General features: G+C 61.5%; 16 protein-coding genes. All 16 read left to right on the top strand.

Annotated features, from left to right (window positions below):
- Positions 1 to 203 precede the first annotated feature (203 nt).
- Positions 204 to 1,259, top strand: coding sequence for a branched-chain amino acid ABC transporter permease (locus OKW40_RS16245; protein ID WP_429490507.1), 1,056 nt, complete (start codon positions 204 to 206; stop codon positions 1,257 to 1,259).
- Between the two features lie 4 nt (positions 1,260 to 1,263).
- The gene (locus OKW40_RS16240) at positions 1,264 to 3,048 is read left to right on the top strand and encodes an ATP-binding cassette domain-containing protein (RefSeq protein ID WP_429490505.1); all 1,785 of its coding nucleotides are present in this window, start codon (positions 1,264 to 1,266) and stop codon (positions 3,046 to 3,048) included.
- A complete protein-coding gene (locus tag OKW40_RS16235) occupies positions 3,048 to 3,824 on the top strand; it encodes an ABC transporter ATP-binding protein (protein WP_429490503.1) in 777 nt (258 codons plus the stop codon). The genes OKW40_RS16240 and OKW40_RS16235 overlap by 1 nt, the downstream gene beginning before the upstream one ends.
- A 174-nt stretch (positions 3,825 to 3,998) precedes the next feature.
- On the top strand, positions 3,999 to 5,957 hold the full coding sequence (gene mnmG / locus OKW40_RS16230; protein WP_429490501.1) for a tRNA uridine-5-carboxymethylaminomethyl(34) synthesis enzyme MnmG: 1,959 nt from the start codon (positions 3,999 to 4,001) through the stop codon (positions 5,955 to 5,957).
- Positions 5,954 to 6,637, top strand: a complete 684-nt coding sequence (gene rsmG / locus OKW40_RS16225; protein ID WP_184061003.1) for a 16S rRNA (guanine(527)-N(7))-methyltransferase RsmG — start codon at positions 5,954 to 5,956, stop codon at positions 6,635 to 6,637. Before mnmG ends, rsmG begins: the two co-directional genes overlap by 4 nt.
- A gap of 71 nt (positions 6,638 to 6,708) precedes the next feature.
- Complete coding sequence (locus OKW40_RS16220) at positions 6,709 to 7,500, top strand: ParA family protein (protein ID WP_090802387.1); 792 nt, start codon at positions 6,709 to 6,711, stop codon at positions 7,498 to 7,500.
- Between the two features lie 18 nt (positions 7,501 to 7,518).
- Complete coding sequence (locus OKW40_RS16215) at positions 7,519 to 8,406, top strand: ParB/RepB/Spo0J family partition protein (protein WP_090802389.1); 888 nt, start codon at positions 7,519 to 7,521, stop codon at positions 8,404 to 8,406.
- Between the two features lie 575 nt (positions 8,407 to 8,981).
- A complete protein-coding gene (locus tag OKW40_RS16210; protein WP_429490499.1) occupies positions 8,982 to 9,527 on the top strand; it encodes an ATP synthase subunit I in 546 nt (181 codons plus the stop codon).
- A gap of 165 nt (positions 9,528 to 9,692) precedes the next feature.
- Entirely contained in the window at positions 9,693 to 10,544 is an 852-nt protein-coding gene (gene atpB / locus OKW40_RS16205) for a F0F1 ATP synthase subunit A (RefSeq protein ID WP_026225522.1), read from the top strand.
- 82 nt (positions 10,545 to 10,626) lie between these two features.
- On the top strand, positions 10,627 to 10,896 hold the full coding sequence (atpE, locus tag OKW40_RS16200; RefSeq protein ID WP_007180033.1) for a F0F1 ATP synthase subunit C: 270 nt from the start codon (positions 10,627 to 10,629) through the stop codon (positions 10,894 to 10,896).
- A gap of 136 nt (positions 10,897 to 11,032) precedes the next feature.
- Positions 11,033 to 11,503 carry a F0F1 ATP synthase subunit B gene (locus OKW40_RS16195; protein WP_090802394.1) on the top strand — a complete coding sequence of 157 codons (471 nt, stop codon included), beginning with the start codon at positions 11,033 to 11,035 and terminating at the stop codon, positions 11,501 to 11,503.
- A 2-nt stretch (positions 11,504 to 11,505) separates the two neighbouring features.
- Positions 11,506 to 12,045 (top strand): F0F1 ATP synthase subunit delta, encoded by a 540-nt coding sequence (locus tag OKW40_RS16190; protein WP_184051706.1) that lies wholly within the window; start codon positions 11,506 to 11,508, stop codon positions 12,043 to 12,045.
- Positions 12,046 to 12,101: 56 nt separating this feature from the next.
- A complete protein-coding gene (gene atpA, locus OKW40_RS16185; RefSeq protein WP_090802398.1) occupies positions 12,102 to 13,643 on the top strand; it encodes a F0F1 ATP synthase subunit alpha in 1,542 nt (513 codons plus the stop codon).
- A gap of 140 nt (positions 13,644 to 13,783) precedes the next feature.
- Positions 13,784 to 14,668, top strand: a complete 885-nt coding sequence (gene atpG, locus OKW40_RS16180) for a F0F1 ATP synthase subunit gamma (protein WP_429490497.1) — start codon at positions 13,784 to 13,786, stop codon at positions 14,666 to 14,668.
- Positions 14,669 to 14,769: 101 nt separating this feature from the next.
- Positions 14,770 to 16,164, top strand: coding sequence for a F0F1 ATP synthase subunit beta (gene atpD, locus OKW40_RS16175; protein ID WP_090802401.1), 1,395 nt, complete (start codon positions 14,770 to 14,772; stop codon positions 16,162 to 16,164).
- Between the two features lie 158 nt (positions 16,165 to 16,322).
- Positions 16,323 to 16,748 (top strand): F0F1 ATP synthase subunit epsilon, encoded by a 426-nt coding sequence (locus tag OKW40_RS16170; protein WP_090802403.1) that lies wholly within the window; start codon positions 16,323 to 16,325, stop codon positions 16,746 to 16,748.
- Positions 16,749 to 16,787: the final 39 nt, after the last annotated feature.

Here is a 16,787-nt window from a genome sequence, read left to right as displayed (position 1 = left end):
AGTAGCGGTACGCGCCTCTCGCGCAATCATGCGGTGCATGACGCCGCATTGCCATTGTGTTCGACGACAATGGCATCGACCGCCGCGCCGCGTCCCGGCGCGGCGGTTGTCTTTTCTGACATGCAGATCGATGGCCGGCTTCGCACCGCGCCGTCGCGACTGTTTCGCGGTCTTTCGATTTCGACGCTTCAGGACGAGGAAGTATGGATCTATCAATTGCGGCGATCCTCGCGCAGGACGGCATCACGACCGGCGCGATCTACGCGCTGCTCGCGCTTGCGCTGGTGCTGGTGTTCTCCGTCACGCGGGTGATCTTCATCCCGCAAGGGGAGTTCGTTTCGTACGGTGCGTTGACGCTCGCCGCACTGCAAACGCAGAAGTTTCCGGCCACCTGCTGGCTGTTGATGGCGATGGGCGCGGCATGCTTCGTCGTCGAGACGGTTGCCGTGTTGCGGCATGCTGAGCGGCGTCGTCATGCGGCGCGCACGCTGCCCGTGCTGGCGGGGAAGTACCTGCTGTTTCCGATCGCGGTCTACGCGCTCACGCGCGGCATCTTCCTGCAGCCGCTGCCGACGATCGTGCAGATCGCGCTGACGCTGCTGATCGTGATTCCGATGGGTCCGTTCGTGTATCGCCTTGCCTACGAGCCGATCGCGGAGGCGACCACGCTGCTGCTGTTGATCGTCGCGGTGGCCGTGCATTTCGTGATGGTCGGTCTCGGCCTCGTGATGTTCGGCGCCGAAGGCTCGCGCACCAACGCGTTTTCCGATGCGACGTTCAACATCGGCACGTTGTCGATCTCCGGCCAGAGCCTGTGGGTGATCGGCACCGCGGCCGTGCTGATCGGCGCGCTGTATTTGTACTTCGATCGCTCGATTTCGGGCAAGGCGTTGCGCGCGACGTCGGTGAACCGGCTCGGCGCGCGGCTCGTCGGCATCGGCACCACGCAGGCGGGACGCCTCGCATTCACGCTTGCGGCGGGGCTCGGCGCACTGTGCGGCATCCTCGTCGCGCCGCTCACGACGATCTACTACGACTCGGGCTTCCTGATCGGTTTGAAGGGCTTCGTGGGCGCGATCATCGGCGGTCTGGTCAGCTATCCGCTGGCGGCGGCCGGCTCGATTCTCGTTGGTCTGCTGGAGTCGTATTCGTCGTTCTGGGCTAGTGCTTATAAGGAAGTGATCGTGTTCACGTTAATCATCCCGGTGCTGCTGTGGCGCAGTCTTGCGAGCCCGCACGCCGAAGAGGAAGCGGAGTGACACGATGAAACGAATCATGCAAAAGAAGTTCTTCTGGTTGTTCCTCGTGGTGCTGTTCGCTTTGCCGGTTCTGCCGCATCCGATCCATGTACCCGAGTACTGGGTCACGCTGCTGAACTACATCGGTCTCTATTCGATCGTCGCGATCGGCCTCGTGCTGTTGACCGGCATCGGCGGGATGACGAGCTTCGGGCAGGCCGCGTTCGTTGGTATCGGCGCGTATGCAACCGCGTATCTGACGACGAACTTCGGCGTGTCGCCGTGGCTCGCACTGATCGCGGGCGTGATCGTCACTGCCCTGGTTGCGCTGATGCTCGGTCTCGTGACGATGCGCCTATCCGGCCACTTTCTGCCGCTCGGCACGATTGCGTGGGGGCTCGCGCTGTTCTACCTGTTCGGCAATCTCGACGTGCTCGGCAAGTACGACGGCATCAACGGCATCCCGGTGTTGAATGTTTTCGGGATCAATCTTGAGTCCGGCCGCCATATCTATTACCTGATCTGGGTGGTCGTGCTCGGTGCGGTCGTCTCTGTTCAGAATCTGCTTAATAGCCGGCCGGGTCGCGCAATCCGCGCGTTGCGCGGCGGTGGTCTGATGGCCGAGGCAATGGGCGTCAACACCGGCTGGATGCGCGTCGTGATTTTCGTCTATGCGGCGGTGCTTGCGTCGGTCTCGGGTTTTCTGTACGCGCACTTGCAGCGCGCCGTGAATCCGACGCCGTTTGGACTGAATCACGGCATCGAGTTCCTGTTCATGGCGGTGGTGGGCGGCGTCTCGCACGTCTGGGGCGCGCTGCTCGGCGCGGCGATCCTGACCGTGCTGCAGGATTATTTGCAGACGCTGCTGCCAAAACTGCTCGGCGAGAACGGCAACTTCGAAGTGATCGTGTTCGGCATCATCATGGTGCTGCTTCTGCAGTACGCGCGGCAGGGCGTCTGGCCGTTCGTCGCGCGCTTTTTCCCGCGTGGCCCGCGGGCGCATCTCGCCGATCACGCGGATCCTCTGCCGCAGCGCAACAAGCCACAGACCGGCGAAGACCTGCTGACGGTGAACAAGGCGCGCAAGCAGTTCGGCGGTCTCGTCGCGGTGAACGACGTCAGCTTCGAGGTCAAAGCAGGGCAGATCATCGGGCTGATCGGACCGAACGGCGCAGGCAAGTCGACGACCTTCAATCTCGTGACCGGTGTGCTGCAGGCGACAAGCGGCGAGATCACGTTCCGCGGCGAGCGCATCGATGCGCTGAGTTCGCGTGAAATCGTCAAGCGGGGCATCGGCCGGACGTTCCAGCACGTGAAGCTGCTGCCGGGTATGACCGTGCTCGAGAACGTCGCGATCGGTGCGCATCTACGTGGCCATGCGGGCGTGTGGCGCAGTGTCGTGCGGCTGAACAGCTCCGAAGAGCAGCGGTTGATGGCCGAAGCCGCTCGACAGATTCGCCGCGTCGGCCTCGAACAGCACATGTATGACGAAGCGGGCAGCCTGGCGCTTGGTCAACAGCGGATTCTCGAAATTGCGCGCGCCCTGTGCTGCGACCCGACTCTGCTATTGCTCGATGAACCGGCCGCTGGTCTCCGGTATCAGGAAAAGCTTCAGCTCGCCGAACTGCTGCGCAGACTGAAGACAGAAGGGATGAGCGTGCTGCTCGTCGAGCACGACATGGATTTCGTGATGAATTTGACGGACCGGCTCGTGGTGATGGAGTTCGGCACGCGGATCGCTGAGGGCCTGCCGCAGGAAGTCCAGCAGGATCCGGCGGTGCTCGAAGCGTATCTGGGTGGGGTGGAATGATGGACGACATGACAACGACCGGCGTGGCGGCGGCGGGACCGATTCTCGAAGTGAGCCAATTGTCCGTCCGCTACGGCAAGGTTGAAGCGCTGCACAATGCGGCGATCAAGGTGCGGGCGGGGCAGATCGTCTCCGTAATCGGCCCGAACGGCGCGGGAAAGTCGACGCTGCTGAATGCGATCATGGGCGCGTTGCCGACGTCCGGTCATGCGAAAGGCGCGATTTCCTATCAGGGCGACGACGTCAGCGCGATGCCGGTCGAAAAACGCGTTGCGCTTGGAATGTGCCTGGTGCCGGAAAAGCGTGAGCTTTTCGCTTCGATGACCGTCGAGGACAATCTGCTGCTTGGCGCCTACCGGCGCAAGCGAGCAGGGGAGCGCAACTTTCTCGATCAGCTGGAACCGGTGTTCGAACTGTTTCCGCGGCTGAAGGAGCGGCGCAAGCAGGCGGCCGGCACGCTTTCCGGCGGCGAGCGGCAGATGCTCGCGGTCGGCCGCGCCCTGATGGGCAAGCCCGATCTGCTGATGCTGGACGAGCCGAGCCTCGGTCTCGCGCCGCTGATCGTGAAGGAAATCTTTCACATCATCAGCGCCTTGCGGCAGACGGGCGTCGCGACGCTGCTGATCGAGCAGAACGCGCGCGCTGCATTGCAGATCTCGGACTACGGTTACGTGCTGGAAACCGGCGAGTTGGCACTGGAAGGACCGGCAACCGACCTCGCGCAAAATCCCCGGGTGATCGAAACCTATCTCGGTCTTGCCAAAAAGGTCGCATAAGCCCGCACTTTTTCGCTGATCGCTGTCTCTGGAAGCGGTGTGTTTCACGTGAAACACACCGCTTTTTTATTGCTTCACCATTCGGACGAAATTCGGGCCGAAACCGAACCCGTTATAATTCGCCCATACATTTCTTTTGAAGGCTCACGCGACGATCTGGCGTGAGATCCCGCGATGCTTTTTCCCTCAGAATTTGACGTAATCGTCGTCGGTGGCGGTCATGCCGGCACCGAAGCTGCTTTGGCGTCGGCGCGCATGGGCAACAAAACGCTGCTTTTGACCCATAACATCGAAACCCTTGGTCAGATGAGCTGCAATCCGTCGATTGGCGGCATAGGCAAAGGCCATCTGGTCAAGGAGGTCGACGCGCTGGGTGGCGCCATGGCGGCCGCTACCGACGAAAGCGGCATCCAGTTTCGGATCCTGAATTCGTCGAAAGGACCGGCGGTCCGCGCGACGCGCGCTCAGGCTGACCGCGTGCTGTACAAAGCGGCGATCCGCCATCGTCTAGAGAATCAGCCGAACCTCTGGCTATTTCAGCAGGCCGTCGACGATCTGATGGTCGAGGGCGACCGCGTGGTCGGCGCCATCACGCAAGTGGGTATTCGTTTCCGGTCGCGCGCGGTGGTGCTAACCGCGGGCACGTTCCTCGACGGCAAGATTCACGTGGGGTTGAACAACTACACCGGCGGACGCGCGGGCGACCCGGCTGCGGTTTCGCTGTCGGCGCGGTTGAAAGAGCTGAAGCTACCGCAGGGCCGGCTTAAAACCGGTACGCCACCGCGAATCGACGGTCGCACGATCGACTATTCGCAGCTCGAAGAGCAGCCCGGGGATCTGGACCCGGTGCCGGTGTTCTCGTTCCTCGGGCGTGTCGAGCAGCACCCGCGCCAGGTGCCGTGCTGGGTCACGCATACGAATCAACGGACACACGACATCATTCGCGGCGGTCTCGATCGTTCGCCAATGTACACGGGCGTGATCGAGGGGGTGGGGCCACGCTATTGCCCGTCGATCGAGGACAAGATTCACCGGTTTGCGTCGAAGGAATCGCATCAGATCTACCTCGAGCCGGAAGGTCTGACGACCAACGAGTTCTATCCGAACGGGATCTCGACGAGCCTGCCCTTCGACGTGCAGCTCGAGCTGGTGCGTTCCATGCGCGGGCTCGAGCATGCGCATATCCTGCGCCCGGGCTACGCGATCGAGTACGACTATTTCGATCCGCGTGGCCTGAAGGCATCGCTAGAAACGAAGGTGATCAGTGGCCTGTTCTTCGCCGGACAGATCAACGGTACGACCGGCTACGAAGAGGCAGCTGCACAGGGCACTCTGGCCGGCATCAACGCCGGTCTGTTTGTGCAAGGCAAGGAAGCATGGTGTCCGCGTCGCGACCAGGCTTATCTCGGCGTGCTCGTGGACGATCTAGTCACGCGCGGGGTGTCCGAGCCGTACCGGATGTTCACGAGCCGCGCGGAGTACCGTCTGAGCTTGCGCGAAGACAACGCCGATACGCGGCTGACGGAGATCGGGCGCGAACTCGGCGTGGTCGATGACGCTCGCTGGGACGCCTTCAGTCGCAAGCGTGACGCTGTTTCACGTGAAACACAGCGCTTGCGTTCAACCTGGGTCAATCCTAAGACCTTATCGGCAGAAGAGGCGACCGCCTTGCTTGGCAAGCCAATCGACCACGAATACAGTCTCGCGGACCTGCTGCGTCGTCCGGGCGTCAGCTACGACGGCGTCTGCGGGCTGCGTGACGGCACCTGTGGCGCGCCCGAAGTACTTGCGGAAGACCCCGTGCTGCTCGCGCAAATCAAGGAACAGATCGAAATTGGCGTCAAATATCAGGGCTACATCGACCGACAGGCCGGTGAGATCGAACGCAACGAGGCGCAAGAGAACACGCGTCTGCCTGAAGGGCTGGACTACACCGAGGTCCGTGGGCTGTCGTTCGAAGCTCGCCAGAAGTTGATGCAGTTCCGGCCGGAAACGATCGGACAGGCGTCGCGTATCTCCGGTATCACGCCTGCCGCCATCTCGCTGCTGATGGTCCATCTGAAGCGTGGCCTCGGGCGTCGTCCGTCGAAGTCCGCCGAGCCCGGCGCCGACAGCACGCCGGTGGTTCAATGACGGCAGCGCAGAGGGGAATCGACCAGCAGGCCTTGGCGTCATTGCTGGCGGACGGTGTCCGCGAACTTGGTCTCGAACTCAGCGACGCGCAGCAGCGCAAGCTGCTCGATTACGTCGCGCTGCTCGCGAAGTGGAACAACGTCTACAACCTGACAGCGATCCGCGATCCGAGGCAGATGCTAATCCAGCACATTCTCGATTCGCTATCGATCGTGCCGCACCTGGCGCCGCGCGGGCCGTCGTCGGTGCTCGACGTCGGTTCGGGCGGGGGGCTGCCGGGCATCGTGCTCGCGATCGTGCTGCCCGATTGGACCATCACGACGAACGACATCGTCCATAAGAAGACTGCCTTTCAGTCGCAGGCGAAGGCGGAACTGGGCCTCGCGAACCTGTCGATTGTGACCGGTCGGGTGGAGACGCTGCGGCCTGGCGCCGAAGTACCGGCAAAGTTCGACGTAATTGTCTCGCGCGCGTTCGCAGAACTCTCGGATTTCGTTACACTGGCCCGTCATCTGGTTGCGGAGCAGGGCGCAATTTGGGCGATGAAGGGTATGCGGCCGAATGCCGAAATCGCGCGTCTGCCGGCGGGCGCTCACGTGGAACAGATCATCCGGCTGAACGTGCCGTCGCTCGATGCCGAGCGGCATCTGATCGAGGTGCGAGTGGACCCCGAAAGCTGACGGCCACTTCGGCCTGTCAGCACCCTCAACGATTTTCACTTCATCCAAGCAGCAAAAGGGACACACCAACGATGGCAAAAATCTTCTGCGTTGCGAACCAGAAGGGCGGCGTCGGCAAGACGACCACCACAGTCAATCTGGCCGCGAGCCTGGCAGCGCAGGGACAGCGAGTCCTTCTCATCGATCTTGACCCGCAAGGCAACGCCACGATGGGCAGCGGTATCGACAAGGCCGAATGTACGAACACGGTCTACGAGGTGCTCGTGGACAACGTGTCGGTGGCCGATGCCCGCGTACGGCCCGAGGCGGTCGGATACGACGTGCTTCCCGCGAACCGTGAGCTCGCGGGCGCCGAGGTCGAACTCGTCAGCATGCAGAATCGCGAGCGTCAACTGAAGGCGGCGCTCGCCGGGGTCGAGGGCGAGTACGATTTCGTGCTGATCGATTGCCCGCCGGCTTTGTCACTGCTGACGCTCAACGGACTATGCGCCGCGCACGGCGTCGTCATTCCGATGCAGTGCGAATACTTCGCGCTCGAAGGGCTGTCCGACCTCGTCAACACGATCAAGCAGGTCCATGCGAATCTGAATCGCGACCTCAAGGTGATCGGTCTGCTGCGCGTCATGTTCGATCCGCGCATTACGTTGCAACAGCAAGTCTCGGATCAATTGAAAGAGCACTTCGGCGACAAGGTCTTCGACGCGGTGATTCCACGCAACGTGCGATTGGCCGAGGCGCCCAGCTATGGGCTGCCCGGTGTGGTGTTCGACAGGGCGTCGCGAGGCGCGCAGGCGTACGTGCAGTTCGGCGTCGAAATGATTGAGCGGGTGCGCGCGCTGAATGACGCGCCCCAGGCATCCTAAGCGGATCGAGGAAGCACGATGAACGCAGTAGCAAGAAAGAAGGGACTGGGCCGCGGTTTGGAGGCATTGCTCGGCGGCACCGCCGATATCACCGAGGCAGCGGTGATCGACGGCGCGCCGAACGTATTGCCGCTCGGCAAGATGCAGGCGGGCAAATACCAGCCGCGCACGCGCATGGACGAAGGCGCGCTGCAGGAGCTTGCGGCGAGCATCCGCGCGCAAGGGCTGATGCAGCCGATTCTCGTGCGTCCGATCGCGGCGGACCGCTATGAGATCATCGCGGGGGAGCGGCGTTTTCGCGCGGCGCGGCTTGCGGGCCTCGACGAGGTGCCGGTGCTTGTGAAGGACGTGCCCGACCAGGCCGCCGCGGCGATGGCGCTGATCGAAAACATCCAGCGCGAGGATCTGAATCCCCTCGAAGAGGCCCAGGGTATCCAGCGCCTGCTCGACGAATTCAATTTCACACATGAGCAGGCGGCAGAGTCGGTGGGCCGCTCGCGCAGCGCGGTGTCGAACCTGCTGCGTCTGCTGAACCTTGCGACACCGGTACAGACGATGTTGCTCGCCGGCGATCTCGACATGGGCCACGCTCGCGCGCTGCTCGCCGTCGATGCCGCGACGCAGATCACGCTGGCCAACCAGGTCGTCAACAAGCGCCTGTCTGTGCGCGAGACGGAAAAGCTGGTTGCGATGACCACGAAGGTGACGCCGGCGGCCAAGGCCCGCGCGAATCCGGACGGCGGCCGTGACACGCGACGCCTGGAAGAGGAACTGTCGGACCTGCTGTCCGCTACGGTGAAAATCAAGCTCGGCCGACGCGGTCGCGGCCAGGTGCTGGTGGACTTCGGCGATCTCGACGCGCTGGAAGGCATTCTGGTTCGTTTGCGAGGGAACGCGAACGTCTGAGCACAGATTGGCGCTCAGCAGGCAAGAGTGGTGAACGGCTGGCGGCCTGTGCATGAGCACTGCCGCGAGTTGGTCTACCTCGGTGCGAGCGACTATGCGGATTCCAAAACAACCGATGCACGAATAATCAGGAATCCTAGCTTCAGACGCTCCACATTCAGGCGATAATCATCCTGACGAGCCGCTATCAAAAGCGACCCGATCATCATCGAAATTTGCGGTGAGGCTGATTCAGCTCATTAGAAGAGCTATCCCGTTCAGCCCTTAAAAAAGACGCATTTGTTGCATTTTCGAGACGTCTGCCGCTGCGTCGGAACGCACTGCCAACGAGCTTCGATCCACGCGACCACCCGCACGGGTTTTGCCGTCCCCCGCCCGCCTTACATTTGACGTGTTTCGCGTCGTTAGCGTACGTTTTTACCGCATCGTGAAGGGAAGTTTCACGCGGTTATAGGCTGGCCTAAAGTCTTGAATTGCCTGCAACTATCGCTTACAATCGCCCGGATTTAATTGCACGGCAACCCCGTAAGCGCTGCGTAAACTCGCGGGCTGAACGAGACTTTCGGAACATTGCGATGGCGGTCAAAACGTCGAATCTGTCGCCGGAGAATGGTGACGACAGACACCGCGCTGAACGCTCCGCACCCGAGATGTCCTCCAGTCGGCAGTTCGATCCGGCCGAAGCGTGGGATGACGCGCAGGAAGACAACAATATCGTTCCGCTCACGCGGGCCGAGGCGGAAAAGCTGTTTGGTCCCGGCGTGGGTCGTCCATCGCGCGTAACGCCGTTCAGGGTCGTCGCAGCGCAAATGGTTTTGTCCCTGGTAGCAACGCTGTTGTGGTGGCTGTTCTACAAGCCGCCGGGCGCTGCTGCGCTGTCCGCGTTCCTCGGGGGGGCGATCTGCTGGGTGCCGGGCGCGTTGTTCGCGGCACGACTGAAAAAGCAGGGCAGCGCCGAGACCGTGATGAGCTGGATGATCGGCGAAGCACTCAAGATGGGGACAACGATTGCGATGTTTGTCGCAATCGCCTTCTGGTATCACGACGTACGCTGGATTCCGCTGCTCGTGACCTACCTCATCGCGCTGAAGACTTACTGGATCGCCTTGGCGTGGCGCTAAGGTAGCAGCACAAAAAACAGCAGCAAAAAGAATTTAAGGCCGGCGCGCAGCGCCGGCACGGGTGTGCGGGTGAGACAGGGCCCGCACCCGGCGCGTTCCCGCAACACAGTGTTCCGGCGGGAGCGGCCTCGAACGATTTTCGACAATTTGGGTGGCTTTAACGATATGGCAGCTAGCGAAGGCACGCGCGCAATGGATCCGTCCGAGTACATCGCGCACCACTTGCAGAACTTTTCCACCGCACACCAGACGTCGATTTTCGACATCCATGTGTGGAATCTCGACACCCTTTTCTGGTCGATCGTGTGCGGCCTCGTCACGATCTTCGTGCTGCATCTGGCAGCCCGCAAGGCAACGGCCGGCGTGCCGGGTCGCTTCCAATGCGCGATCGAAATGCTTGTCGAAATGGTCGAGGATCAATCGAAGGCCATGATCCACGGCTCGCGCACCTTCATCGCGCCGCTCGCGCTGACCGTGTTCGTCTGGGTCGCGCTAATGAACTCACTCGACTTCATACCCGTCGACCTGCCGGGCCGTGTGATCGGCTGGCTGGGTCTGTCCGAAGCCATCCCGCACCACCGCATCGTGCCGACCGCCGACCTGAACGGCACGATCGGTATCGCGCTCGGCGTGTTCGTGCTGATGATTTACTACAACTTCAAGATCAAGGGCGCTGGCGGCTTCGTGCATGAACTGCTGTCCGCTCCGTTCGGCGCGCATCCGCTGCTGTGGATCCCGAACCTCGCACTGAACATCATCGAGTTCGTCGCGAAGACGGTCTCGCTCGGCATGCGGTTGTTCGGCAACATGTACGCGGGCGAACTGTTGTTCCTGCTGATTGCCCTGCTCGGCAGCCTCTGGAGCTTCGGCGCGGACACGACGGTGCTTGGCTTCATCGGCCACGTGGTCGCCGGCACAGTGTGGTCAATCTTCCACATCCTGATCGTTCTGCTGCAGGCGTTCATTTTCATGATGCTGACGCTGGTGTACATCGGCCAGGCACACGACACGCACTAACCTGCGCCGTCGGTAAAAGAATCGTAGTTTTTTAAATCCCAGTTCCAACCAGTTCTAAAAGACTTTTCACAAAGGAGTGATCATGCAAGCTTTCATCGCCAACATCCAGGGTCTGACCGCCATCGGTATCGGCATCATCATCGGCCTGGGTGCTATCGGCGCCTGTATCGGTATCGGTCTGATGGGCGGCAAGTACATCGAAGCATGCGCCCGTCAACCGGAACTGATGAACCCGCTGCAAACCAAGATGTTCCTGCTGGCTGGTCTGATCGATGCGGCGTTCCTGATTGGCGTTGGTGTGGCAATGCTGTTTGCGTTCGCGAACCCGCTGCTCTCGAAGCTGGCAGGCTGAGGTTCCTCGGAGGTTTGCGCCTGAGCTATAACAGGTAAAGGCGCAGGGCGGAACGGGTACTGGGGCGCTGATCGAGCAGAATCGATGAGCGCCTTGCCGTTTCACTTTCCGAACTAGCAACGTTTAAGGAAACACCGTGAATCTCAACGCAACCCTGTTTGCGCAAATGGTCGTGTTCCTGATCCTCGCGTGGTTCACGATGAAATTCGTGTGGCCGCCGCTGATCAACGCCATCGACGAGCGCGCGAGGAAGATCGCCGACGGTCTGTCCGCCGCGGAAAAGGGCAAGCAGGAACTCGAAGCCGCTCACAAGCGCGTCGACCAGGAACTGGCTCAGGCTCGCAACGACGGCCAGCAACGCATTGCCGACGCTGAAAAGCGCGCTGTCGCAGTCGCCGACGAAATCAAGGCTCAGGCGCAGGCGGAAGCCGCCCGCATCATCGCGCAGGCGAAGGCCGACGCGGATCAGCAAGTCGTGAAGGCGCGCGAAGCGCTGCGTGGCGAAGTTGCTGCACTCGCTGTGAAGGGCGCTGAACAGATCCTGCAGCGCGAAGTCGACCAGGCGGCTCATGCTGACCTGCTGAATCAACTGAAAGCCGAGCTCTGATCATGGCCGAACTTGCAACCATCGCCCGTCCGTACGCGGAAGCGCTGTTTGGCGTGGCCGAAGCTGGTGACATCGCCGCCTGGTCCACGCTCGTGCAGGAGCTGGCACAGGTTGCGCGTCTGCCCGAAGTGCTGTCGATCGCCTCGAGCCCGAAAGTGAGCCGTGCCCAGGTAAGCGATCTCCTGCTGGCCGCGGTCAAGTCGCCGCTCAAGGACGACGCGCAAGCGAAGAATCTGGTGCAGATGCTGGTGGACAACCATCGCCTGCAGCTGCTGCCGGAAATCGCCTCGCAGTTCGAAGAGTTGAAGAACGCCCGCGAAGGGGCAGCAGATGTGCTGATCGTCAGCGCATTCCCGCTCGAAGGTGCGCAGTTGAACGAACTCGTCGCAAGCCTCGAACGCAAGTTCAAGCGTAAGCTGAAGCCGACAGTCGAAGTCGATCACTCGCTGATCGGCGGCGTACGCGTGACGGTCGGCGACGAAGTGCTCGATACCTCGGTCCGCGCGCGGCTCGCCAGCATGCAAACGGCCCTGACGGCCTGAAGCGCTTCGCGTTTTAGCGGCTGGCACGCAACAGAATTGACTATCAGGAGCGAATAATGCAACTCAATCCCTCTGAGATCAGCGAGCTGATCAAGAGCCGGATCCAGGGCCTTGACGCGAGCGCAGACGTTCGCAACCAGGGCACCGTGATCTCCGTGACCGACGGTATCGTGCGTATCCACGGCCTGTCGGAAGTGATGCAGGGCGAAATGCTCGAATTTCCGGGCAACACCTTCGGTCTCGCGCTGAACCTCGAGCGCGACTCGGTCGGCGCCGTGATTCTGGGTGAATACGAACACATTTCGGAAGGCGACATCGTCAAGACGACGGGCCGCATTCTGGAAGTGCCGGTGGGTCCGGAACTGCTCGGCCGCGTGGTCGACACACTCGGCAACCCGATCGACGGCAAAGGCCCGATCAACGCGAAGAAGACCGATGCAATCGAAAAGATTGCTCCGGGCGTGATCTGGCGTAAGTCGGTTTCGGAACCGGTCCAGACCGGTCTGAAGTCGATCGACGCGATGGTGCCGATCGGCCGTGGCCAGCGTGAGCTGATCATCGGCGACCGCCAGTGCGGCAAGACCGCAGTCGCAGTCGACGCGATCATCAACCAGAAGGGCAAGAACCTCTTCTGTATCTACGTCGCGATCGGCCAGAAGGCTTCGTCGATCATGAACGTGGTGCGCAAGCTGGAAGAAACCGGCGCGCTGGAATACACGATCGTCGTGTCCGCTTCGGCTTCGGAATCGGCTGCGATGCAGTACCTCGCACCGTACGCCGGCTGCACGATGGGCGAATACTTCCGCGATCGCGGCCAGGACGCGCTGATCGTTTATGACGACTTGACCAAGCAGGCTTGGGCATACCGTCAGATCTCGCTGCTGCTGCGCCGCCCGCCGGGCCGTGAAGCTTATCCGGGTGACGTGTTCTATCTGCACTCGCGTCTGCTTGAGCGTGCTGCTCGCGTGTCGGAAGAGTACGTCGAGAAGTTCACCAACGGCGAAGTGAAGGGCAAGAGCGGTTCGCTGACGGCACTGCCGGTCATCGAAACGCAGGCAGGCGACGTGACCGCATTCGTTCCGACGAACGTGATCTCGATTACCGACGGCCAGATCTTTCTTGAAACCGACCTTTTCAACGCAGGTATCCGCCCGGCGATTAACGCTGGCGTGTCGGTGTCGCGTGTGGGTGGCGCGGCTCAGACGAAGGTCGTGAAGAAGCTGTCGGGCGGTATCCGTACCGACCTCGCGCAGTACCGCGAACTCGCCGCGTTCGCGCAGTTCGCATCGGACCTCGACGAAGCGACCCGCAAGCAGCTCGAGCGCGGCCGCCGCGTGACGGAACTGCTGAAGCAGCCGCAGTATCAGCCGCTGCAGGTGTGGGAACTGGCTGTGTCGCTGTTCGCGGCGAACAACGGCTATCTCGACGACCTCGAAGTTGCTCAAGTCCTGCCGTTCGAAAAGGGCTTGCGCGACCACCTGAAGTCGAGCCATGCTGACCTGGTCAAGCGTATCGAAGACACCAAGGAACTCTCGAAGGACGACGAAGGCCTGCTGCACACGGCCGTCAAAGACTTCAAGAAGTCCGGCGCTTACTGATCCGCGAGTGATCCGCAAGGCATAAACGGACCTTGAAGCGGCGCGGGCCGCATGCGAATGCTCCCGCGCTACTTCGGCCGCATTGCATGGGACCCGAGTAAGCGCTAAAGCGCTAACTCGGGCCGACAAAGGAGCAAGCAATGGCTGGAATGAAGGAAATTCGCGGCAAGATCAAGAGCGTGCAAAACACGCGCAAGATCACGAAAGCGATGGAGATGGTGGCCGCATCGAAGATGCGCCGCGCTCAGGAGCGCATGCGCGCTGCTCGCCCGTATGCCGACAAGGTCCGCGATATCGCCGCGCACATGAGCCGTGCGAACCCGGAGTATCGTCACCCGTTCATGGTGTCGAACGAAGGCGCGAAGGCGGCCGGCATCATCCTCGTCACGACTGATAAAGGTCTGTGCGGGGGGATGAACACCAACGTGCTGCGTGCGTCGGTGCAGAAGTTCAAGGAACTGGAAGGCCAAGGCAAGACGATCGAGGCAACCGCGATCGGCAGCAGGGGTCTGGGTTTCCTGAACCGACTGCAGGCGAAAGTCGTCTCGAACGTCGTGCAACTGGGCGATACGCCGCATCTGGAAAAACTGATCGGCGCTGTGAAGGTGCAGCTCGACCTGTACTCGGAAGGGAAGATTTCGGCGGTGTACCTCGCGTACACACGCTTCGTCAACACGATGAAGCAGGAGCCGGTGATCGAGCAACTGCTGCCATTGTCGGCGGACCAGTTCGAGCGCACGGAAGAAGACGGTACGACGCCGAGCACGCAGTGGGACTACATCTACGAGCCGGATGCGCAGGCAGTGGTGGACGAACTGCTGGTGCGTTATGTCGAAGCGCTGGTCTATCAGGCCGTCGCGGAAAACATGGCATCGGAGCAGTCGGCCCGCATGGTCGCGATGAAAGCCGCTTCGGACAACGCGAAGACGGTCATCAACGATCTGCAGCTCGTCTACAACAAGAGCCGTCAGGCCGCGATCACGAAAGAACTGTCGGAAATCGTCGGTGGAGCGGCGGCCGTCTGACCCCCGTCAGGCAGGTCGTTGCGTGTGCGCCCGAGCGGCGCGCCCATCGGAGAAACTGCGCCTTTGCGCGAGTGAAGAATTGAGTATCTAAAGGAAAAGCGATGAGTACTACTGCTTTGGTAGAAGGCAAGATCGTACAGTGCATCGGCGCGGTGATCGACGTGGAATTTCCGCGTGAAACCATGCCGAAGATCTACGACGCGCTCATTCTGGAAGGTTCGGAACTGACGCTCGAAGTCCAGCAGCAGCTGGGCGACGGCGTGGTCCGTACCATCTGTCTGGGTGCTTCGGATGGTCTGCGCCGCGGCACGATCGTGAAGAACACGGGCAACCCGATCAGCGTGCCGGTCGGCAAGCCGACCCTCGGCCGTATCATGGACGTGCTTGGCCGTCCAATCGACGAAGCCGGCCCGATCTCGAGCGAAACCACGCGTGCGATCCACCAGAAGGCTCCGGCGTTCGACCAACTGTCGCCGTCGACCGAGCTGCTCGAAACCGGCATCAAGGTTATCGACCTGATCTGCCCGTTCGCGAAGGGCGGTAAGGTGGGTCTGTTCGGTGGCGCCGGCGTGGGCAAGACCGTGAACATGATGGAACTGATCAACAACATCGCGAAGGAACACGGCGGTTACTCCGTGTTCGCCGGTGTGGGCGAGCGTACCCGCGAAGGGAACGACTTCTATCATGAAATGAAGGACTCGAACGTTCTCGACAAGGTCGCGCTGGTGTACGGCCAGATGAACGAGCCGCCGGGCAACCGTCTGCGCGTCGCGCTGACCGGCCTGACGATGGCCGAGCACTTCCGTGACGAAGGCCTCGACGTGCTGTTCTTCGTCGACAACATCTACCGTTTCACGCTGGCCGGTACCGAAGTGTCGGCACTGCTCGGCCGTATGCCGTCGGCAGTGGGCTATCAGCCGACGCTGGCTGAAGAAATGGGTAAGTTGCAAGAGCGTATTACGTCGACCAAGACTGGCTCGATCACGTCGGTGCAGGCCGTGTACGTCCCTGCAGACGACTTGACCGACCCGTCGCCGGCTACGACCTTCGGCCACCTCGACGCAACCGTCGTGCTGTCGCGTGACATCGCTTCGCTCGGTATCTACCCCGCGGTGGACCCGCTCGATTCGACCTCGCGTCAGATCGACCCGCACGTGATCGGCGAAGAGCACTATTCGATCACGCGCGGCGTGCAGCAAACGCTGCAGCGCTATAAGGAGCTGCGCGACATTATCGCGATTCTGGGCATGGACGAACTCGCGCCGGAAGACAAGCTCGCCGTCGCGCGCGCTCGTAAGATTCAGCGTTTCCTGTCGCAGCCGTTCCACGTCGCTGAAGTGTTCACGGGTTCGCCGGGCAAGTACGTGCCGCTGAAGGAAACGATCCGTGGCTTCAAGATGATCGTCGAAGGCGAGTGCGACCACCTGCCGGAGCAAGCGTTCTACATGGTCGGCACGATCGACGAAGCCTTCGAAAAAGCCAAGAAGATCCAGTAAAGGTCGGGTGTAACGAAGCGGGCGCCGACCTCGCGCATCACGGCTGCCAAAACGGTAGTGTTGCGCAAAGCCAGCGTCTCTGATTACGCTCAACCCGCCTTGCATGGGACGGGAGTCAGCACTCAAGCGCTAACTCTCGTCGACAGGAGTCGACACATATGGCAACCATTAAAGTAGACGTCGTCAGCGCGGAAGAGCAAATCTTTTCGGGCCAGGCGAAGTTCGTCGCGCTGCCAGGCGAAGCGGGTGAACTCGGCATTCTGCCGGGCCACACGCCGCTCATCACGCGGATCCGTCCGGGTGCGGTGCGCATCGAAGTTGAAAACGGCGAAGAAGAGTTTGTGTTCGTCGCCGGCGGCATCCTCGAGGTCCAACCGGGTGCAGTGACGGTTCTCGCCGACACCGCGATCCGCGGCAAGGATCTCGACGAAGCCAAGGCCGAAGACGCACGCAAGCGTGCGGAAGAGGCGCTGCAGAACACGGGCTCGAACCTCGAGTACGCGACCGCACAGGCGGAACTCGCGTACGCGACGGCGCAGCTCGCGGCAATCCAGCGTTTGCGCAAGCTGCGCGGCCAGCACTAAAGCAGCACGTAGTGGAAGAAAGCAGCCTGCGCGGCTGCT

This window comes from Paraburkholderia sp. RAU6.4a (assembly GCF_050435625.1).
Taxonomy (GTDB): Bacteria; Pseudomonadota; Gammaproteobacteria; order Burkholderiales; family Burkholderiaceae; genus Paraburkholderia; species Paraburkholderia tuberum.
The sequence above is the reverse complement of the archived record's forward strand: the minus strand, read 5'-3'. Positions and strand labels throughout refer to the sequence as shown.